Here is a 20,206-nt window from a genome sequence, read left to right as displayed (position 1 = left end):
CAGGTTGAGGCCGGTCGGGTCTTTCCGCTACCGTCTGCGGCGATCGAGGACAGGTGACCGCCATGCGCAAGGATGTTCCGACACTCTATGAATGGGCCGGCGGCAGCGACGCGCTGAACCGGCTGACACAGACCTTCTATGACAAGGTGGCAAAGGACCCGGTCGTCGGGCCGGTGTTCAAGACCATGTCGCCGAACCACCCCGCCCATGTCGCCGCCTTCATCGGCGAGGTCTTTGGTGGACCAAAAACCTACAGCGAGAAATTTGGCGGCCACCGCGAGATGGTCATGCATCATCTGGGCAAGCATTTGACGGAAGAGCAGCGCCGCCGCTGGATCAATCTGCTCGCCGATGCCGCCGATGCCGTCGGTCTGCCCGACGATCCTGAATTCCGCTCGGCCTTCATGGGCTATATCGAATGGGGATCGCGATTGGCCAAGATGAACTCCAATCTCGGCGAGACCTGCGATCCCGAGACCGAACCGATGCCGGCCTGGGGCTGGGGCGTGCCCGGCGGGCCGTATACGCCGCCGGAAACAAAGTAGCTTCCAGCCGCCTCGGAGCGCAGGACTATGTCGGAAGATTTGAAGATCGTGCGCTGGCGCGAGTGGGACGGCCCCGGCATCGAGCATCTCGAACTGCGCGAGCGGGCAGGGGAAGTCCTGGCCGACTCCGTCGTTATTTGCTCCGGCCAACCCCCTTTTTCCGTCCGCTATCGCATAGAATGCGACGCGAATTGGCGCGCCAGGAGTGTCACGGTCGACATGATCGGCTCTGGCCGGACGCTGGTTCTTGCCTCCGATGGCGGTGGCCGCTGGCTTCGGGACGGCTTTCCCGTACCTGAACTCGATGGTGTGCTCGACCCTGATCTCACCGTCACGCCGTTCACCAACACGCTGCCGATCCGGCGCCTGCGGCTTTCCGCCGGGCAGAGTGCCGAGATCATCACCGCCTTTATCGAATTCCCGGCGCTCACGGTCGTGGGCAACCCGCAGCGCTACACATGCCTCGAGGAGGGCAGACGGTATCTCTATGAATCGCGCGCCAGTGGCTTCAAGCGCGAACTGGAGATCGACGGCGATGGGCTGGTCGTCACCTATCCCGATTTCTGGCAAAGGGGATGAAGGCGCGTTTGCATGCAAACCACTCTTTACAGAGAGCGCGGAAGCTTTTAGGAAACCCCTGCTGCGCCGAGGCGCGCACGATACGGGCATAGCTCAGTTGGTAGAGCGGCGGTCTCCAAAACCGCAGGTCGTAGGTTCGAGCCCTGCTGCCCGTGCCATTTCCGAATGGCCACCAGAAACGATTTTTTGTGGGCCGCCTTTGAAAAACGGCGACACGCTTGCCATATTAGGCCGATTGGGGCATAAGGGCGCCATAGCCGGGACGGAACGACTGGATGGTTCCGAGGCGGTGTTTGGTCATAAAGCGGACACTTGCCACTTGCGTGGATCAAGAATCGGTTTTATGTAGACAGAACAGACACGCGACGCGTGGAGCTGGGAAGCCGGCTTTACGCGTCTGATTTGCATGGGCGAAATGATTGCGCTGATTCGGCGCGAGATTGGGCTCAGGCGGCACGTCCCGGCCAGCGGGATCATCCAGGAGACCCGGCCAACGGGTCTTGAAGACAGAGCGGCATATGGCTTCGAAAACCACAAATCCTTTCGTCTTTCTCCAGCAGGTTCGCTCGGAGACCGCCAAGGTGACTTGGCCGTCGCGCCGCGAAACGATGATCTCGACGGTGATGGTTCTGGCCTTCGCTGTGATTGCGATGATCTTTTTCTTTAGTGCCGATCAGTTGATGGGCTTCGCGATCGAACAGATTCTGGGCATTGGACGCTAAGTCCGGCGACTACGGAGAAGTCTAAAAAAATGGCTGCGCGCTGGTACATCGTCCACGCTTATTCGAACTTTGAAAAGAAGGTCGCCGAGGACATCGAGAACAAGGCCAAGCAGAAGGGCCTGTCCGCCGATATCGAGCAGATCGTGGTGCCGACCGAGAAGGTCGTCGAGGTTCGCCGTGGCCGCAAGGTCGATGCCGAGCGCAAGTTCTTCCCGGGCTACGTGCTCCTGAAGGCCAACCTGACCGACGCCGTGTTCTCGCTGGTGAAGAACACGCCGAAGGTCACCGGCTTTCTCGGCGACTCCAAGCCGGTGCCGATCACCGAGGCGGAAGCGCAGCGCATCCTGAACCAGGTGCAGGAAGGCGTCGAGCGGCCGAAGCCTTCGGTCACTTTCGAGATCGGCGAGGCGATCCGCGTCTCCGATGGTCCCTTCGCGTCGTTCAACGGCTTCGTTCAGGAAGTGGACGAGGAGCGGGCGCGGCTCAAGGTGGAAGTTTCGATCTTCGGGCGCGCCGTGCCTGTCGATCTGGAATTCGGACAGGTCGAAAAGGGCTGATCCGAAATCCCCGATGTTGGACCGGCGACGCCGGTTCGGCGATCAGGGAGGCGGCGCGGAAACGCGCGGCTGAGAACGGTGGGAGGCGAACGCGGCTTTAGCCGGCCACGTGAACCGCACCACCAGACTGCAACCGCCGGATTTCCCAGATAGTGGGGCCGGCATAGACAAAGGCAGAAAAAGAGATGGCTAAGAAAATTGCAGGCCAGCTCAAGCTTCAGGTCTCCGCGGGTTCGGCTACGCCGTCGCCCCCGATCGGCCCGGCGCTTGGTCAGCGTGGCATCAACATCATGGAGTTCTGCAAGGCGTTCAACGCGCAGACCCAGGAAATGGAAAAGGGATCGCCGGTTCCGGTCGTCATCACCTACTACCAGGACAAGTCGTTCACCTTCGTCATGAAGACGCCGCCGGTGAGCTATTTCCTGAAGAAGGCAGCGAACCTGAAGTCGGGCTCGAAGGAGCCGGGCAAGGTCAAGGCTGGCACCGTTTCGCGCGACAAGGTTCGCGAAATCGCGACTGCCAAGATGAAGGATCTGAACGCAAACGACGTCGAGGCGGCCATGCGCATGGTCGAGGGCTCCGCCCGCTCGATGGGTCTGGAAGTGGTGGGCTAAGATCATGGCAAAGATTGCAAAGCGTGTATCGAAGACCCGCGAAGGCATCGATCCCAACAAGGCTTATGCCCTGGGTGATGCGCTGAAGCTGCTCAAGGACCGTTCCTCGGTCAAGTTCGACGAGACCGTCGAAGTCGCCATGAACCTCGGCGTCGACCCGCGCCATGCCGACCAGATGGTCCGCGGCGTGGTCAACCTGCCGAACGGCACCGGCCGCTCGGTTCGCGTCGCCGTGTTCGCCCGTGGCGACAAGGCCGAGGAAGCCAAGGCCGCCGGCGCCGACATCGTCGGTGCGGAGGACCTGGTCGACATCGTCCAGAAGGGCACGATCGATTTCGATCGCTGCATCGCCACGCCGGACATGATGCCGCTGGTCGGCCGTCTCGGTAAGGTGCTCGGCCCGCGCGGCATGATGCCGAACCCGAAGGTCGGCACCGTCACCACCGACGTCGCCGCCGCCGTCAAGGCATCGAAGGGTGGCGCGGTCGAGTTCCGCGTCGAGAAGGCCGGCATCGTTCATGCCGGCGTCGGCAAGGTGTCGTTCGACGTCAAGGCGCTGGAAGAGAACATCCGTGCCTTCGCCGATGCGGTGACCAAGGCAAAGCCGGCTGGTGCCAAGGGCAACTACGTCAAGAAGGTGTCGGTCACCTCGACGATGGGCCCGGGCCTCAAGCTCGACGTCTCGACGCTCGCAGCGTCCTGATACGAACATATTGGATCGGCCGCTAAGCGGCTGATCCGCAAGTGAATTCCGGGCCTCCGACTTGTTGGGGGCCCGGTACCGGAAGCCGAGAGGCTTCCGGACATCCTGTCCGAGATTGCAGGCGGCCCAGAAGCCTTAATTCAATTGGGCCTGCATGAGACGGGTGAAAACCGGACAACGGAGCGACAAGCTCCAATGGAAGGTTCGAACCGTGTTTGCCTTTTGTCTGCGCATCGTCGGCTTGGCCGGCGGTGTGGCGAAAGGGGGCAGGATCCTCGAGCGTCGTTCGGGAGATCCGTTACTGGATGGCCCGGCCGGCAAAAGGCAACCCGACGCCTGTCCTCGTCAATGGGAATGTTCCCGTTGAACAGGATTGGGGTCAACTGGAGATAGGCAGTGGACAGAGCGGAAAAACGCGAACTCGTCACGGGCCTGAATGATGCGTTTTCGGGCGCAGGTTCAGTCGTCGTGGCCCACTATGCCGGTATCACCGTCGCGCAAATGAATGACCTTCGGTCGAAAATGCGCGCCGCCGGTGGCACCGTTAAAGTCGCGAAGAACCGTCTCGCCAAAATCGCTCTTCAGGGCACGGACTCCGCATCGATCATCGACCTGTTCAAGGGACAGACGCTGATCGCTTATTCGGAGGATCCGATTGCGGCGCCGAAGGTCGCGTCCGATTTCGCCAAGGGAAATGACAAGCTTGTCATTCTCGGTGGCGCAATGGGCACCACCTCGCTCAACGCCGACGGTGTGAAGGCACTCGCCACACTTCCGTCGCTCGATGAGCTGCGCGCCAGGCTGGTTGGCATGATCGCCACGCCGGCAACCCGGATCGCCCAGATCGTCAATGCGCCAGCGGCCTCGGTCGCGCGCGTCATCGGCGCTTACGCCCGGAAGGACGAGGCGGCATGAGGCCGTTCCTCGCTATCACAAACACACGTTCGAACCTTATGAAGGAATACAACAATGGCTGATCTCGCAAAGATCGTAGACGACCTTTCGAAGCTGACCGTCCTCGAGGCGGCCGAGCTGTCGAAGCTTCTGGAAGAAAAGTGGGGCGTTTCGGCTGCTGCTCCGGTGGCGGTTGCCGCTGCTGGCGGCGCTGCTGCTGCCGCTGCTCCGGCCGAGGAAAAGACGGAATTCGACGTCGTCCTCACCGAAGCTGGCGCTCAGAAGATCAACGTCATCAAGGAAGTCCGCGCCATCACCGGTCTTGGCCTCAAGGAAGCCAAGGATCTGGTCGAAGCGGCTCCGAAGCCGGTCAAGGAAGGCGTTTCCAAGGCCGACGCTGACAAGTTCAAGGCCCAGCTGGAAGCAGCCGGCGCCAAGGTCGACCTGAAGTAAGCGTAAAAGCGGCGGGCGGCCTCGCGCCGTCCGCCACTCCCTTCGCCCGAAGGGAGGACGCGTAGCGCGAGATGTACGAGAACCTCTTTCCTGAGGGCCGCAACCGGCCTTCAGGAAACGGGTTTTCTCCCGTTTTAGCCGGCTGCCGCCAAGCAATTGGTTGGGGCGGACGGAGAACAGACAGAGAGCCGCCGCCCAGGCGGCTCGGTATGCAAGGCGGGCCGCGGCGAGGCCCGTCCCGAGTTTTGAGCTAAGGAGCGACGATGGCCCAGACCCAGACTTTCAATGGCCGCAGACGCGTACGCAAGTTCTTCGGAAAGATTCCGGAAGTTGCGGAGATGCCGAACCTGATCGAGGTTCAGAAGGCATCCTATGACCAGTTCCTGATGGTGGACGAGCCCAAGGGCGGGCGTCCGGACGAGGGACTGCAGGCTGTTTTCAAGTCGGTCTTCCCGATCTCCGATTTTTCCGGCTCCTCGATGCTGGAGTTCGTGAAGTACGAGTTCGAAGGACCGAAATTCGACGTTGACGAATGCCGTCAGCGCGACCTGACCTATGCCGCGCCGCTGAAGGTGACGCTGCGCCTCATCGTGTTCGATATCGACGAGGATACCGGCGCCAAGTCGATCAAGGACATCAAGGAGCAGGACGTCTACATGGGCGACATGCCGCTCATGACCTTGAACGGCACCTTCATCGTCAACGGCACCGAGCGCGTCATCGTCTCGCAGATGCACCGTTCGCCGGGCGTTTTCTTCGACCACGACAAGGGCAAGTCGCACTCGTCTGGCAAGCTTTTGTTTGCCGCGCGCGTCATTCCCTATCGCGGTTCGTGGCTCGACATCGAGTTCGATTCCAAGGACGTCGTGCACGCCCGCATCGACCGTCGCCGCAAGATTCCGGTGACGTCGCTCTTGATGGCGCTCGGCATGGACGGCGAAGAGATCCTGTCGACCTTCTACAACAAGATCACCTACAAGCGCGCCGGTGACCACTGGCGCATCCCGTTCAACGTCGAGCGTTTCCGCGGCCTCAAGGCTGTCGGCGACCTGGTCGACGCCGATACGGGCGAGATCGTTGTCGAAGCCGGCAAGAAGATCACCGCCCGTCAGGCCAGGGCGCTTGGCGAAAAGGGTCTCAAGGCGATCAAGGCGACCGACGAGGACCTGCTCGGCAACTACCTGGCCGAAGACATCGTCAACTACGCCACCGGCGAGATCTTCCTCGAAGCCGGCGACGAGATCGATGAAAAGACGCTGAAGGTGCTGCTTGGCACTGGCGAGCAGGAGATCAAGGTTCTCGACATCGACCACGTCAATGTCGGCGCCTATATCAGAAACACGCTCAACGTCGACAAGAACGAGAGCCGCCAGGACGCGCTGTTCGACATCTACCGTGTCATGCGCCCCGGCGAGCCGCCGACGCTCGAAACCGCCGAAGCCATGTTCAACTCGCTGTTCTTCGACAGCGAGCGCTATGACCTGTCGGCTGTCGGCCGCGTCAAGATGAACATGCGCCTCGAACTCAAGGCCGAGGACACCGTGCGCGTGCTGCGCAAGGACGACATCCTGGCCGTGGTCAAGACGCTGGTCGAACTGCGCGACGGCAAGGGCGAGATCGACGACATCGACAATCTTGGCAACCGCCGCGTGCGTTCTGTCGGCGAGTTGATGGAGAACCAGTACCGCGTCGGCCTGCTGCGCATGGAGCGCGCGATCAAGGAGCGTATGTCCTCGATCGAGATCGACACGGTGATGCCGCAGGATCTGATCAACGCCAAGCCGGCGGCTGCCGCCGTGCGCGAGTTCTTCGGCTCCTCGCAGCTGTCGCAGTTCATGGACCAGACCAACCCGCTGTCGGAGATCACCCACAAGCGTCGTCTGTCGGCGCTTGGACCGGGTGGTCTGACCCGCGAGCGCGCCGGCTTCGAAGTGCGCGACGTGCACCCGACGCATTACGGCCGTATCTGCCCGATCGAGACGCCGGAAGGCCCGAATATCGGCCTGATCAACTCGCTGGCCACTTTCGCACGTGTCAACAAGTACGGCTTTATCGAGAGCCCGTACCGCAAGATCGTCGACGGCAAGCTGACCAATGACGTCGTCTATCTCTCGGCAATGGAAGAAGCCAAGCACCATGTCGCGCAGGCTAACGCCGAGCTCGACAAGAATGGCGGCTTCGTCGACGAGTTCGTCATTTGCCGCAGTGCCGGCGAAGTGATGATGGCGCCGCGTGAAAACGTCGATCTGATGGACGTGTCGCCCAAGCAGATGGTGTCGGTGGCCGCGGCCCTGATCCCGTTCCTCGAGAACGACGACGCCAACCGCGCGCTGATGGGCTCCAACATGCAGCGTCAGGCCGTGCCGCTGGTACGCGCCGAGGCACCGTTTGTCGGCACCGGCATGGAGCCGATCGTTGCCCGTGACTCGGGTGCCGCCATCGGCGCCCGCCGCGGCGGCATCGTCGACCAGGTGGACGCGACGCGTATCGTTATCCGCGCCACCGAGGATCTCGATCCGGGCAAGTCCGGCGTCGACATCTACCGGTTGATGAAGTTCCAGCGTTCGAACCAGAACACCTGCATCAACCAGCGTCCGCTGGTGCGCATGGGTGACCGGGTCAACAAGGGCGACATCATTGCCGACGGCCCGTCGACCGAGCTCGGTGATCTGGCGCTCGGCCGCAACGTGCTGGTCGCGTTCATGCCGTGGAACGGCTACAACTACGAGGACTCGATCCTGCTCTCCGAGCGCATCGTCGCCGACGACGTCTTCACCTCGATCCACATCGAGGAGTTCGAGGTCATGGCGCGCGATACCAAGCTCGGTCCGGAGGAAATCACGCGTGATATTCCGAACGTCTCGGAAGAAGCGCTGAAGAACCTCGACGAAGCCGGCATCGTCTATATCGGTGCGGAAGTTCAGCCGGGCGACATCCTGGTCGGCAAGATCACGCCGAAGGGCGAAAGCCCGATGACGCCGGAAGAGAAGCTTCTGCGCGCCATCTTCGGCGAAAAGGCTTCGGACGTGCGCGACACCTCGATGCGCATGCCTCCGGGCACATTCGGCACCGTCGTCGAGGTGCGCGTGTTCAATCGCCACGGTGTGGAGAAGGACGAGCGCGCCATGGCGATCGAGCGCGAGGAGATCGAACGCCTCGCCAAGGACCGTGACGACGAGCAGGCCATTCTGGACCGCAACGTCTACGCGCGTCTTTCCGACGTGCTCGTTGGCAAGGAAGCGATCGCTGGACCGAAGGGCTTCAAGAAGGGCTCGACGCTGTCCAAGGATACGCTCGACGAGTATCCGCGTTCGCAGTGGTGGCAGTTTGCCGTGGAGAACGAAAAGCTCCAGAGCGAACTGGAAGCCCTGCGTGGCCAGTACGACGACTCCAAGAAGGCGCTCGAACAGCGCTTCATGGACAAGGTCGAGAAGGTCCAGCGCGGCGACGAAATGCCTCCGGGCGTCATGAAGATGGTCAAGGTCTTCGTGGCGGTGAAGCGCAAGATGCAGCCGGGCGACAAGATGGCCGGCCGTCACGGCAACAAGGGTGTCGTGTCGCGCATCGTTCCGGTCGAGGACATGCCTTTCCTCGAGGACGGTACGCATGCCGATATCGTGCTCAACCCGCTGGGTGTGCCGAGCCGCATGAATGTCGGCCAGATCCTGGAGACGCATCTGGGCTGGGCTTGCGCGGGCATGGGCAGGAAGATCGGCGAACTGATCGACGCGTACAAGGTGGCTGGCGACATCAAGCCGCTGCGCAAGACGCTCGAGAGCTTCATTCCGGCCAACGACCGCAACGAGCCGGTCCGTGATTATGACGACGAGAGCATTGTTCGCCTCAGCGAGCAGATGCGCCGCGGCGTCTCGATCGCGACCCCGGTGTTCGACGGCGCGCACGAGGCTGACATCAACATCATGCTGGAGCAGGCGGGCCTGCACACCAGCGGTCAGTCGCAGCTCTATGACGGACGCACGGGCGAGCCGTTCGATCGCAAGGTGACGATGGGCTATATCTACATGCTCAAGCTTCACCACCTGGTGGACGACAAGATCCACGCGCGTTCGATCGGTCCGTACTCGCTCGTCACCCAGCAGCCGCTGGGCGGCAAGGCGCAGTTCGGTGGCCAGCGCTTCGGCGAAATGGAGGTCTGGGCGCTGGAAGCCTATGGCGCCGCCTACACGCTGCAGGAAATGCTGACGGTGAAGTCGGACGACGTCGCCGGCCGCACCAAGGTCTACGAGGCGATCGTCCGCGGCGACGACACCTTCGAGGCCGGCATTCCCGAGAGCTTCAACGTGCTCGTCAAGGAAATGCGGTCTCTCGGCCTCAATGTCGAGTTGGAGAACACCAAGCTCGACGACAACCCTGTCCGGTTGCCCGACGCAGCCGAGTAAGGCTACGGCGCGCCGCACAAGTTGCGGCGCGCCAAACGAATTCGACGGCCAGTGGCCGACAAAGACGGCGGGCGTTTGGTCCGCGTTAGATGCAAGGGGTTTTCGAGGACCCCGAAAAGGAGAACGGCATGAACCAAGAGGTCATGAATCTCTTCAATCCGCAGGCGCCGGCGCAGGTGTTCGATTCCATCCGGATCTCACTGGCCAGCCCTGAGAAGATTCTGTCCTGGTCGTTCGGCGAGATCAAGAAGCCGGAGACCATCAACTACCGCACCTTCAAGCCGGAGCGTGACGGTCTGTTCTGCGCGCGCATTTTTGGCCCGATCAAGGACTATGAGTGCCTGTGCGGCAAGTACAAGCGCATGAAGTACAAGGGCGTCATCTGCGAGAAGTGCGGCGTCGAAGTCACGCTGTCGCGCGTCCGCCGCGAGCGCATGGGCCATATCGAGCTCGCCGCTCCCGTCGCTCACATCTGGTTCCTGAAGTCGCTGCCCTCGCGCATCGGCACGCTGCTCGACATGACCTTGAAGGACATCGAGCGCGTCCTCTACTTCGAGAACTACATCGTCACCGAGCCTGGCCTCACCGCGCTGAAGGAGCACCAGCTGCTCAGCGAGGAAGAGTACATGATCGCCGTCGACGAGTATGGCGAGGACAGCTTCACCGCCATGATCGGCGCCGAGGCCATTCATGACCTTCTGGCCGGCATGGACCTGGAGAAGATCGCCGGCGACCTGCGTTCGGAACTGGCTTCGACCACGTCCGAGCTCAAGCAGAAGAAGTATCTGAAGCGGCTCAAGGTCGTCGAGAACTTCATGGAATCCGGCAATCGTCCGGAATGGATGATCATGAAGGTGGTTCCGGTGATCCCGCCGGACCTGCGTCCGCTCGTCCCGCTGGACGGCGGCCGTTTCGCCACGTCCGACCTGAACGACCTCTATCGCCGCGTCATCAACCGCAACAACCGTCTGAAGAGGCTGATCGAGCTGCGCGCTCCCGGCATCATCGTGCGCAATGAAAAGCGCATGCTGCAGGAAGCCGTCGATGCGTTGTTCGACAACGGCCGTCGCGGCCGTGTCATCACCGGCGCCAACAAGCGTCCGCTGAAGTCGCTGTCCGACATGCTCAAGGGCAAGCAGGGCCGGTTCCGCCAGAACCTGCTCGGCAAGCGCGTCGATTATTCCGGCCGCTCGGTCATCGTCACCGGTCCGGAGCTCAAGCTGCACCAGTGCGGCCTGCCGAAGAAGATGGCGCTCGAACTGTTCAAGCCCTTCATCTATGCCCGTCTCGACGCCAAGGGTTACTCCTCGACCGTCAAGCAGGCGAAGAAGCTGGTCGAGAAGGAGCGTCCGGAAGTCTGGGATATCCTCGACGAGGTCATCCGCGAGCATCCGGTTCTGCTGAACCGCGCGCCGACGCTGCACCGCCTCGGCATCCAGGCGTTCGAGCCGATCCTGATCGAAGGCAAGGCGATACAGCTGCACCCGCTGGTCTGCACGGCCTTCAACGCCGACTTCGACGGCGATCAGATGGCCGTCCACGTACCGCTGTCCTTGGAAGCGCAGCTTGAAGCCCGCGTGCTGATGATGTCGACCAACAACATCCTGCACCCGGCTTCCGGCGCGCCGATCATCGTGCCGTCGCAGGACATGGTCCTCGGTCTCTACTATCTCTCGATCGTCAACCAGAACGAGCCGGGCGAGGGCATGGTGTTTGCCGACATGGGCGAACTCCAGCACGCGCTCGAGACCAAGGCGGTGACCCTGCACGCCAAGATCAAGGGCCGCTTCCGCACGGTCGACGCCGAAGGCAAGGTCGTGTCGAAGATCCATGACACCACGCCTGGGCGCATGATCATCGGCGAGCTTCTGCCGAAGAACGTCAATGTGCCCTACGAGACCGCCAACCAGGAGATGACCAAGAAGAACATCTCCAAGATGATCGACACCGTCTACCGCCATTGCGGTCAGAAGGAGACGGTCATTTTCTGCGACCGCATCATGGCGCTCGGTTTCGCTCACGCCTGCCGTGCCGGCATTTCGTTCGGCAAGGACGACATGCTGATCCCGGATACCAAGATCAAGCTGGTCTCCGACACCGAGGCTTTGGCCAAGGAATACGAGCAGCAGTACAATGACGGCCTGATCACGCAGGGCGAGAAGTACAACAAGGTCGTCGACGCCTGGGCCAAGTGCTCGGAAAAGGTCGCCGACGAAATGATGGCCCGCATCAAGGCGGTCGAGTTCGAGGACAATGGCCGTCAGAAGCCGATGAACTCGATCTACATGATGTCGCATTCCGGTGCGCGTGGCTCGCCCACCCAGATGCGTCAGCTCGCCGGCATGCGCGGCCTGATGGCGAAGCCCTCGGGTGAAATCATCGAGACGCCGATCATCTCGAACTTCAAGGAAGGCCTGACCGTGCTCGAGTACTTCAACTCGACCCACGGCGCCCGCAAGGGTCTGGCCGACACCGCCTTGAAGACGGCGAACTCGGGTTACCTCACCCGCCGTCTGGTCGACGTGGCACAGGACTGCATCGTCAACTCCGTGGATTGCGGCACCGACAAGGGCCTCACCATGCAGCCGATCGTCGATGCCGGTCAGGTCGTCGCTTCGGTCGGCCAGCGTGTGCTGGGCCGTACCGCGCTCGACGACATCAACCATCCGGTGACCGGCGACCTGCTGGTCAAGGCCGGAACGCTGATGGACGAGCGTGACGTGGAACAGATCGAAAAGGCCGGCGTCCAGTCGGTCCGCATCCGCTCGGCACTGACCTGCGAGGTCAGGGTTGGCGTGTGCGCGGTCTGCTACGGACGCGATCTGGCGCGCGGCACCCCGGTCAACCAGGGTGAAGCCGTCGGCGTCATCGCGGCGCAGTCGATCGGCGAGCCGGGCACCCAGCTCACCATGCGTACCTTCCACATGGGCGGTACCGCGCAGGTGGTGGACAGCTCGTTCCTTGAAGCCTCCTATGAGGGCAAGGTCGAGATCCGCAACCGCAACGTGGTGCGCAACTCCGACGGCCAGCAGATGGTCATGGGCCGCAACATGGCGGTGCTGATCCTCGACGAAGCCGGCAAGGAGCGTGCCACGCACCGTGTCACCTATGGTTCGCGCATCTTCGTGGACGATGGCGACAAGGTGAAGCGCGGCCAGCGTATCGCCGAATGGGATCCCTATACCCGCCCGGTCCTCACCGAAATCGAGGGCAAGGTGTCGTACGAGGATCTGGTCGACGGCATTTCCGTTCAGGAAACGGCCGACGAGTCGACCGGCATCACCAAGCGTGAGGTCATCGACTGGCGCTCGACGCCGCGCGGCAACGACCTGAAGCCGGCGATTGCCATTCAGGACGCCAAGGGCAAGGTCGGCAAGCTGTCGAAGGGTGGCGATGCCCGCTTCCTGCTCTCGGTCGAGGCCATTCTCTCGGTCGAGCCGGGTGCGCAGGTTCGCCCCGGCGACGTGCTGGCGCGTATCCCGATGGAAAGCGCCAAGACCAAGGACATCACCGGCGGTCTGCCGCGTGTTGCCGAATTGTTCGAGGCACGTCGTCCGAAGGATCACGCCATCATCGCCGAGATCGATGGCACGATCCGCTTCGGTCGCGACTACAAGAACAAGCGCCGCATCATCATCGAGCCGCATGACTCGACGCTTGAGCCGGTCGAATACCTGATCCCGAAGGGCAAGCCGTTCCATCTCCAGGACGGCGACGTCATCGAGAAGGGCGACTACATCCTCGACGGCAATCCGGCGCCGCACGACATCCTGGCGATCAAGGGCGTGGAAGCACTTGCTTCCTACCTCGTCAACGAGATCCAGGAAGTCTACCGCCTGCAGGGCGTGTCGATCAACGACAAGCACATCGAGGTGATCGTTCGCCAGATGCTGCAGAAGGTCGAGATCACCACGCAGGGCGACTCGACCTACATTCCGGGCGACCACGTCGACGTGATCGAACTGGAAGAGGTCAACGAGCGCCTGATCGAGGACGGCAAGAAGCCGGCCGAAGGCCAGCCGGTGCTGCTCGGCATCACCAAGGCCTCGCTGCAGACGCCGTCCTTCATCTCGGCCGCCTCCTTCCAGGAGACGACCCGAGTGCTGACGGAAGCCGCGGTTGCCGGCAAGACCGACATGCTGCAGGGCTTGAAGGAAAACGTCATCGTCGGCCGACTGATCCCGGCCGGTACCGGCGGCACGATGAGCCAGATCCGGCGCATCGCCACCTCGCGCGACGAACTGATCATCGACGAGCGCCGCAAGGCCTCCGGTGTGGAAATCGCCGAGCCGATGCTGGCCGATATGACAACCGCCGCGCAGTAAGCGCGGCGGGAGCAATTCCAGGAAAAGTGCAAAGCGGTTTTCCGTCCGGAATTGCGCCAGAAAAAGTAAGAAATCTCAGGCAACAGGGCCGTCGGGGCAACCCGGCGGCCTTTTTGTTGTTCTATTCAGACGGCTTCTCGAAGCGAAGCAAATCCCCCGGCTCGCAGTCGAGGTACTCGCAGATGCGCTCCAGCGTGTCGAACCGGATGCCTTTGACCTTTCCCTGTTTCAGAAGGGAAAGGTTGGCTTCGGTGATGCCGACATGTTCGGCCAGGTCCTTCGACTTCACGTTTCGTTCGGCGAGGACGACATTGAGCCTGACCCTTATGGGCATAAGCTGATCCTCATATGAACTGCGCATTTTCGTCGGCGAGCGCGGATGCCTCTGATATGACCCAGGTGATCACGGCAATGATGCCTGCGGTCAGCAAGGTCAGCAGCGTGTCGCTGTCGAGACCGAGTGTCAGCCGGTGCTGGCCGGCAGGCGCGTCCAAACTCAAGAGAACGGACAACGCGGCCCCCGAAACTGGCTTCAGCACAGCGGATGCCAACAGCCCGAAGCCAAAATACCGCAAATTCCTGATGGCGTTCTGACCGAAGAAGTCCCCGGTCGCAAAGGCTTGGAAGGCGCGTCGGGCTGCCATCAGTGCGAAAACGAGACAGGCGAGCGGCGCGAACGAGATCGCGAACCCGGCCAGTCTTCGACCGAGGCCAATGCCGTTCAGCCATTCCTGAGGGATATTGGCATCCATCGCGATCGAAGCGGTGGGGGCGGCAAGCCAGTAGCTCAACACGGCAATGGTCAGCACTACCGCCAGCGCGACAAAGCATCTGGCCAGCACCAGGCTGCAAAGGCGAATGCGCCTCAGCCTTGTCTGACGTGCAAGGTTCGGATCCGGCGCCGTGATGGCAGGTTCAATCATAATTGTCTCGCTATGTGATAAGAAATTATCGTTTTACAATAATTAATTTATGCATAAGGATGATCCCTGTCAACGTCCAACGCAACAGGAGCTACCAATGCTTTCCTTCAACCGCGAGATTACCCTTGCCGCCATCGGGTTCACGGCCGCGCTCGCGACGCCTTTTGCAGCCCACGCTCTGCCATCGACGGCGACTGGCCGGATATCGGTGGCGCAGGTGATGGAGATGATCGAAAAGGCTGATTCCAGCCCGATCGCCAGGCAAACGCTTGTCGCCTATGTCGCCGGAGTCGGTGAAACCGCCGGCGTCATCGTCGACACGATCGGCAATGGCGCCCGTTCGTGCAAGAAGTCTTTCAGCCTGGATACTGGGGCCGTACGCGCCGCCCTCGAAGCCGGCGCACCCCGTCAGGATAGCTGGTCGCAGACGCCGGCGACACCGCTGATCGTTGCCGATATGGTCAAGCGCGCTGGCTGCCGCACCACGGATTGATCCAAGCACTCCGCCGGACTTGGATCGCGATCGACAGCGCTTCGATGATGGGGGCCGTCGGGGCAACCCGGCGGCTTTTTCATTTACGACGACCTGTCGCGGTTGGTACGAACATTCTGAACGAACTTGAATTCGGACACCCGACAACATCACGTGTTTCCTTGCCGCAACCCTTAAGCGGCCCCGTTTCGTGATTCGGCTCTTGATGGATTGGAAGAAACGATGAGCAAGAAGACCTGGGCGGCTGTCGACGGCTACATCGTTGACGCGCTGTTCGAGGCAGATCCCGCCCTCGACGCTGTTCTGGCCGCCAACCGTGATCAAGGTTTGCCGCCGATCGACGTCTCGCCGGCGCAGGGCAAGCTGCTTTCGCTTCTTGCGCGCATTCAGAGTGCGAAGAGGATCCTCGAAGTCGGCACGCTGGGGGGCTATTCGACGATCTGGATGGCGCGCGCCTTGCCTGCCGACGGCAGGATCGTGACGCTTGAACTCGATCCGCATCACGCCAGCGTCGCGCAGTCGAATTTCGACCGGGCAGGCGTGTCGGAACGCGTGGACCTGCGGGTCGGGCCGGCCCTCCAGTCGCTTGCCGCGCTAAGCTCTGAAAATGCCGGGCCGTTCGATCTCATCTTCATCGACGCCGACAAGCCGAACAACCCGCACTATCTGTCCTGGGCGATGCGGCTTTCGAGGCCGGGGACAGTGATCATCTGCGATAATGTCATCCGCGACGGCGCAGTGCTCGACGGGGATGGCCATGACGCCAATGTCGTGGGCGCTCGGGCAGCGTTCTCGTTCATCGGCGGCGACACGCGCCTGGATGGCACCGCCATCCAGACCGTCGGCGCCAAGGGCTATGACGGCTTTGCCATTGCGATCGTCGAGTGATATCACACCGTGATTGTCTGAATGACGCTGATATCAGACCAACTCGGTCGTGCTCACTTGTCATCGGCTGTTCGTTTGATGACCGGCTTCCCCCAATCCGTCGCTGCTTCGCAGCGCCACCTTTCCTCCGGAGGGAAAGGAAGCCGCGTTGCACGAGCGGTGGCGGCAATAGGCTCGCGCCCTTCCTCTACCCCGTCGATCGGGGGAGAGGTGGCTCGGCGTAGCCGAGACGGAGTGGGGGTCGACTTGGCACGAGCGTGCATTCAAGCCAGGTCCGCGATCCCATCGCGTGCACAAATCAATCGAAAAACGCCTCGACCACGTTGCGCTTGCCGAGCATGAAGGCATCGGCGACATGCTGGAGCGGAGCCAGATCGACGTCGGACACGCCGGCGCGCACGATCTCGGCGAAGCGGCGGTAGAGCTGGGGATATTCTGCTTCCGGCTCGTCGTGAACCACCTTACCGTCAATGGCGAGCTTCGAGCCACCGCCCGAGAGCACCATCTTGCCCTGGTCGGTGTCGGCCAGGATGTCCCAGCTCTGCGGGCCGGTCTGGAGCCAGTCGAGGTCCATTGTCACCGGCAATCCGTTCGAGGTGCGAAAGGTGACTTGCGCCGCGACCGGGGCGGCGCGGTTTTCGGGAAAGTCGAGCACGGCCGAGGTGATGAACATCGCCGGCAGGATGTGGGTTGCGATCGACAGCGCATTGATGCCGGGATCGAAGACGCCAAAACCGCCGGGCGCCCAGATCCAGTCCTGGTTAGGGTGCCAGCGGCGCACATCTTCTTTCCAGTTGATGGCGGCCGACTTGACCTTGGCTGAAGCCAGGAAAGCGCGCGCGGCCTCCACCGCCGGCGCGTAGCGCGAATGCCAGCTGGCAAACAGCGAGACGCCATTGGCCGTCGCCAGCCTCTTCAGGTCCTCGACTTCGCTGACGGTGGCGCCGGGCGGCTTCTCCAGGAAGACATGCTTTTTCGCGATCAGCGCCGTGCGCGCCGCATCGTAGCGGAACTGGGGCGGCATGCAGAGTGACACGGCCTCGAGTTCGGGCACTGCGTCGAGCATTGCTTCGATGCTCGGGAAATTCGGAATGTTGTCGACCTTGCCGTGCCGGCTGGCGGCGGCGATGAGGCGATAGCTCTGGTCTTTCGCCAGGGCCGGCAAGTGCTGGTCGCGGACGATCTTGCCGACGCCGACGATGCCTATCTTGATGGGCTGGGACACGGCCGCTCCGTCTGTTTGGTGATGGTGAGCGTTTCTAGCAGAACACTTGCCTCGGGCAAGCCGAAGCCTAACGATCAGCCCCAGCTTTCCTCGAACTGCAGCGCCAGTTTTCCGCCCGCCAGAAAGGCTTCGATCGCAGGTTCGAAGGGCGAGGGGTCGAGGCCGTTGGCGGCCAGCCATTCGTCGGAATAATAGGTGTTGGCATAGCGGTCGCCGGAATCACAGATCAGCGTCACCAGCGAACCGGTCTTGCCATGCTCGATCATGCGCGCGGCCTGAAAGCACATGGCGATGAAGTTGGTGCCGGTCGAGCCACCGACACGGCGGCCGAGTCGGCGCGACAGCACCCGCATCGCCGCCAGCGACAGCGCATCCGGTATCCTCAGCATGTGGTCGATCACGCCGGGCACGAAGGATGGTTCCATGCGCGGCCGACCGATGCCCTCGATCCGCGACGGCTGCTCGCAGCGGCAATCGCGATCATGCGTGGCAAAGCCGTCAAAGAAAGCCGAGCGCTCGACATCCACGACCGACAGCCGGGTCGCATGCCGCTTGTAGCGCAGGTAGCGGCCGATCGTGGCCGTGGTGCCGCCCGTACCGGCACTCATCACGATCCAGCTTGGGATCGGGTGCCGCTCCTCGCGCATCTGTCCGAAGATGGAATCAGCGATGTTGTTGTTGCCGCGCCAGTCGGTGGCCCGTTCGGCGTGGGTGAACTGATCCACGAAATGACCACCGAGCCGCTCCGTGAGTTCGGCCGACTCGGCATAGATGCGCCTGCCGTCGTCGATGAAATGACAGTTGCCGCCATAGTGTTCGATCGCGGCGATCTTTTCACGCGAGGTCGAACGCGGCATCACCGCATAGAACGGCACGCCGATCATGCGGGCGAAATAGGCTTCCGACACCGCCGTCGAACCGGATGACGCTTCGATTACCGGTGAGCCTTCGCGGATGAGGCCATTGCACAGCCCATAGAGAAACAGTGAACGCGCCAGCCGGTGCTTCAGGCTGCCGGTCGGATGGGTGGATTCATCCTTGAGATAGAAGTCGATGCCAGCCAGCGCCGGCAGGTCGAGTTTCCAGAGGTGGGTGTCGGCGGAACGGTGCTGGTCGGCCTCGATCGCGGCGATCGCCCGGTCGGCCCAGGCCCGGGATGCAGGTTCAACCGCTTTCGGTCCAGCCATTATCTATGCCCTGGGTTCAGATCGGCACGTCGAAGGTGACGATCGACACTTCGCCTTCGAGCGCGCCCTGGTAGGCTGACAAATGCGGCTCGTCGTCGGGCACGCCGTCCATGTCGCCGATCTGGTCGAGCTCGGCCTCGGCGTAACCTTCCGCCGCAAGCGATTCGAGGGCGCGGCGCACCGCCGAATCGTCGTCGGGGGCGACCAGCATGACATGCACGCCTTCCACTTTGCCGCCTTTGCGCTTCCACACCCGGCCGGTGATAATGGTGACCGGGCGCTCCTCATTGTCGTTCACGGGCTGATTCCTGTTTTTTGCCAAAGAGACTGGGTGGGCGAGGGGATTTGGGCTGCTCATGCGGCTTTTTCGCATGAAGCAAAGCTTTGCAACAGCCAAAAGCCGGTCACTTTCTTCCTCGGTCTTGCAAAACGGCGAAAGAAAATTACATGCGGTTTTCGCATAGCTGCCAAGCCCCGGCTTCGATGCAATATTTGCCACTCCGGGGTTGACGGTTCGCGGGCTTACGAGTAGAAGCCGCCCAGTCAGAACCGATGTGAGGCTCTCCCTTCCGAAGCGACACGCTTTGGAGTTTGCCTCAAACAGGGTTCGTTTTACGAGCGAAAAGACATTTCCGGCGTGCATGAAGCGGCTTCCGCTTCCTCTGCCATTTGTTCGGGCAAGACCGCGAGGCGCGGTTTATGGCCCGAATTTGCGTATGGAAATGACGCTTTGAGCGGCCCTGACCGGGCGAGACACGGAATTGAGAGACAAGAGGGTTTAATGCCTACCGTCAACCAGCTGATCCGCAAGCCGCGCATTGCGCCGGTGAAGCGCAACAAGGTCCCGGCCATGCAGCAGAACCCGCAGAAGCGGGGCGTCTGCACGCGCGTCTATACAACGACGCCGAAGAAGCCGAACTCGGCGCTGCGCAAGGTGGCCAAGATCCGCCTGACCAATGGTTTTGAAGTGATCGGTTACATCCCCGGCGAAGGTCACAACCTTCAGGAGCACTCCGTGGTCATGATCCGCGGCGGCCGCGTCAAGGATCTTCCGGGCGTTCGCTACCACATCATCCGCGGCGTGCTCGACACGCAGGGCGTGAAGAACCGCAAGCAGCGCCGTTCGAAGTACGGCGCCAAGCGTCCGAAGTAAGATTTTCCGGCCTTGGCGCTGCTTGAATGCGTCGGGCTACGAGATTGAGAGACAAAAGCCATGTCGCGTCGTCACAGTGCAGAAAAGCGTGAGATCAATCCGGATCCGAAATTCGGCGATCTGATCGTCACCAAGTTCATGAATGCCGTCATGTATGACGGCAAGAAGTCGGTCGCCGAGACCATCGTCTACGGTGCGCTCGACCAGGTTCAGTCGAAGACCAAGCAGGAGCCGGTCACCGTCTTCCATCAGGCGCTCGACAATGTCGCGCCGCATGTGGAGGTGCGTTCGCGTCGCGTCGGCGGCGCCACCTACCAGGTTCCGGTCGACGTGCGCCCCGAGCGCCGTCAGGCGCTGGCCATTCGCTGGCTGATCGCTGCCGCCCGCAACCGCAACGAGACGACGATGGTCGACCGCCTCTCGGGCGAGCTGATGGACGCGGCCAACAACCGCGGCACGGCTGTCAAGAAGCGTGAAGACACCCACAAGATGGCTGAAGCCAACCGCGCTTTCGCACACTACCGCTGGTAAAGCGCGAACAGGAC

General features: G+C 61.9%; 19 protein-coding genes and 1 tRNA gene. 15 read left to right on the top strand and 5 right to left on the bottom strand.

The window, feature by feature from the left end:
- The first annotated feature begins 62 nt into the window (after window positions 1–62).
- The 11 genes from DBIPINDM_RS37300 to rpoC all read left to right on the top strand — a co-directional run bounded on the left by DBIPINDM_RS37300 (window position 63) and on the right by rpoC (window position 13,792).
- Window positions 63–545, top strand: coding sequence for a group II truncated hemoglobin (locus DBIPINDM_RS37300; protein ID WP_258583933.1), 483 nt, complete (start codon window positions 63–65; stop codon window positions 543–545).
- A 27-nt stretch (window positions 546–572) separates the two neighbouring features.
- A complete protein-coding gene (locus DBIPINDM_RS37295) occupies window positions 573–1,124 on the top strand; it encodes a putative glycolipid-binding domain-containing protein (RefSeq protein ID WP_258583932.1) in 552 nt (183 codons plus the stop codon).
- A gap of 82 nt (window positions 1,125–1,206) precedes the next feature.
- Window positions 1,207–1,282: transfer RNA gene (locus DBIPINDM_RS37290), tRNA-Trp, on the top strand.
- 360 nt (window positions 1,283–1,642) lie between these two features.
- The gene (gene secE, locus DBIPINDM_RS37285) at window positions 1,643–1,846 is read left to right on the top strand and encodes a preprotein translocase subunit SecE (protein ID WP_027044964.1); all 204 of its coding nucleotides are present in this window, start codon (window positions 1,643–1,645) and stop codon (window positions 1,844–1,846) included.
- A 29-nt stretch (window positions 1,847–1,875) separates the two neighbouring features.
- Window positions 1,876–2,403 carry a transcription termination/antitermination protein NusG gene (gene nusG, locus DBIPINDM_RS37280; RefSeq protein ID WP_010909261.1) on the top strand — a complete coding sequence of 176 codons (528 nt, stop codon included), beginning with the start codon at window positions 1,876–1,878 and terminating at the stop codon, window positions 2,401–2,403.
- Window positions 2,404–2,588: 185 nt separating this feature from the next.
- The gene (gene rplK / locus DBIPINDM_RS37275; RefSeq protein WP_010909262.1) at window positions 2,589–3,017 is read left to right on the top strand and encodes a 50S ribosomal protein L11; all 429 of its coding nucleotides are present in this window, start codon (window positions 2,589–2,591) and stop codon (window positions 3,015–3,017) included.
- A gap of 4 nt (window positions 3,018–3,021) precedes the next feature.
- On the top strand, window positions 3,022–3,720 hold the full coding sequence (rplA, locus tag DBIPINDM_RS37270; RefSeq protein ID WP_027044965.1) for a 50S ribosomal protein L1: 699 nt from the start codon (window positions 3,022–3,024) through the stop codon (window positions 3,718–3,720).
- Window positions 3,721–4,116: 396 nt separating this feature from the next.
- Window positions 4,117–4,635, top strand: coding sequence for a 50S ribosomal protein L10 (gene rplJ / locus DBIPINDM_RS37265; RefSeq protein WP_027146631.1), 519 nt, complete (start codon window positions 4,117–4,119; stop codon window positions 4,633–4,635).
- A gap of 54 nt (window positions 4,636–4,689) precedes the next feature.
- Window positions 4,690–5,067: a 50S ribosomal protein L7/L12 gene (rplL, locus tag DBIPINDM_RS37260; protein ID WP_008875658.1), complete on the top strand. Its 378-nt coding sequence runs from the start codon at window positions 4,690–4,692 to the stop codon at window positions 5,065–5,067.
- 263 nt (window positions 5,068–5,330) lie between these two features.
- Window positions 5,331–9,467 carry a DNA-directed RNA polymerase subunit beta gene (gene rpoB / locus DBIPINDM_RS37255; protein WP_258583930.1) on the top strand — a complete coding sequence of 1,379 codons (4,137 nt, stop codon included), beginning with the start codon at window positions 5,331–5,333 and terminating at the stop codon, window positions 9,465–9,467.
- Window positions 9,468–9,595: 128 nt separating this feature from the next.
- Window positions 9,596–13,792: a DNA-directed RNA polymerase subunit beta' gene (rpoC, locus tag DBIPINDM_RS37250; protein ID WP_258583929.1), complete on the top strand. Its 4,197-nt coding sequence runs from the start codon at window positions 9,596–9,598 to the stop codon at window positions 13,790–13,792.
- 121 nt (window positions 13,793–13,913) lie between these two features.
- Here the strand turns inward: rpoC and DBIPINDM_RS37245 are convergent, their stop codons facing one another.
- On the bottom strand, window positions 13,914–14,126 hold the full coding sequence (locus DBIPINDM_RS37245; RefSeq protein ID WP_056568371.1) for a helix-turn-helix domain-containing protein: 213 nt from the start codon (window positions 14,124–14,126) through the stop codon (window positions 13,914–13,916).
- A 10-nt stretch (window positions 14,127–14,136) separates the two neighbouring features.
- Window positions 14,137–14,601, bottom strand: a complete 465-nt coding sequence (locus DBIPINDM_RS37240; protein WP_258583927.1) for a DUF2975 domain-containing protein — start codon at window positions 14,599–14,601, stop codon at window positions 14,137–14,139.
- Window positions 14,602–14,812: 211 nt separating this feature from the next.
- On the opposite strand from DBIPINDM_RS37240, the gene DBIPINDM_RS37235 reads away from it, so the two are divergent.
- Window positions 14,813–15,208, top strand: a complete 396-nt coding sequence (locus tag DBIPINDM_RS37235) for a chlorophyllide reductase (RefSeq protein ID WP_258583926.1) — start codon at window positions 14,813–14,815, stop codon at window positions 15,206–15,208.
- Window positions 15,209–15,430: 222 nt separating this feature from the next.
- Entirely contained in the window at window positions 15,431–16,096 is a 666-nt protein-coding gene (locus tag DBIPINDM_RS37230) for an O-methyltransferase (RefSeq protein ID WP_258583925.1), read from the top strand.
- 298 nt (window positions 16,097–16,394) lie between these two features.
- On the opposite strand, the gene DBIPINDM_RS37225 is transcribed toward DBIPINDM_RS37230, so the two are convergent.
- The 3 genes from DBIPINDM_RS37225 to DBIPINDM_RS37215 all read right to left on the bottom strand — a co-directional run bounded on the left by DBIPINDM_RS37225 (window position 16,395) and on the right by DBIPINDM_RS37215 (window position 18,806).
- Window positions 16,395–17,321: a Gfo/Idh/MocA family protein gene (locus DBIPINDM_RS37225; RefSeq protein ID WP_258583924.1), complete on the bottom strand. Its 927-nt coding sequence runs from the start codon at window positions 17,319–17,321 to the stop codon at window positions 16,395–16,397.
- A 74-nt stretch (window positions 17,322–17,395) separates the two neighbouring features.
- Window positions 17,396–18,508 carry a PLP-dependent cysteine synthase family protein gene (locus DBIPINDM_RS37220; protein ID WP_258583923.1) on the bottom strand — a complete coding sequence of 371 codons (1,113 nt, stop codon included), beginning with the start codon at window positions 18,506–18,508 and terminating at the stop codon, window positions 17,396–17,398.
- 16 nt (window positions 18,509–18,524) lie between these two features.
- Window positions 18,525–18,806: a transcriptional regulator gene (locus DBIPINDM_RS37215; RefSeq protein ID WP_096445651.1), complete on the bottom strand. Its 282-nt coding sequence runs from the start codon at window positions 18,804–18,806 to the stop codon at window positions 18,525–18,527.
- Between the two features lie 483 nt (window positions 18,807–19,289).
- On the opposite strand from DBIPINDM_RS37215, the gene rpsL reads away from it, so the two are divergent.
- Together rpsL and rpsG are read left to right on the top strand one after the other, a co-directional pair.
- Window positions 19,290–19,661 carry a 30S ribosomal protein S12 gene (gene rpsL, locus DBIPINDM_RS37210; RefSeq protein ID WP_006333356.1) on the top strand — a complete coding sequence of 124 codons (372 nt, stop codon included), beginning with the start codon at window positions 19,290–19,292 and terminating at the stop codon, window positions 19,659–19,661.
- Window positions 19,662–19,721: 60 nt separating this feature from the next.
- A complete protein-coding gene (rpsG, locus tag DBIPINDM_RS37205) occupies window positions 19,722–20,192 on the top strand; it encodes a 30S ribosomal protein S7 (protein ID WP_008875664.1) in 471 nt (156 codons plus the stop codon).
- Window positions 20,193–20,206: the final 14 nt, after the last annotated feature.

Source organism: Mesorhizobium sp. AR02 (genome assembly GCF_024746835.1).
Lineage (GTDB): Bacteria > Pseudomonadota > Alphaproteobacteria > Rhizobiales > Rhizobiaceae > Mesorhizobium.
Note: the sequence above shows the minus strand (reverse complement) of the source record. Positions and strands in the feature narration are given on the sequence as shown.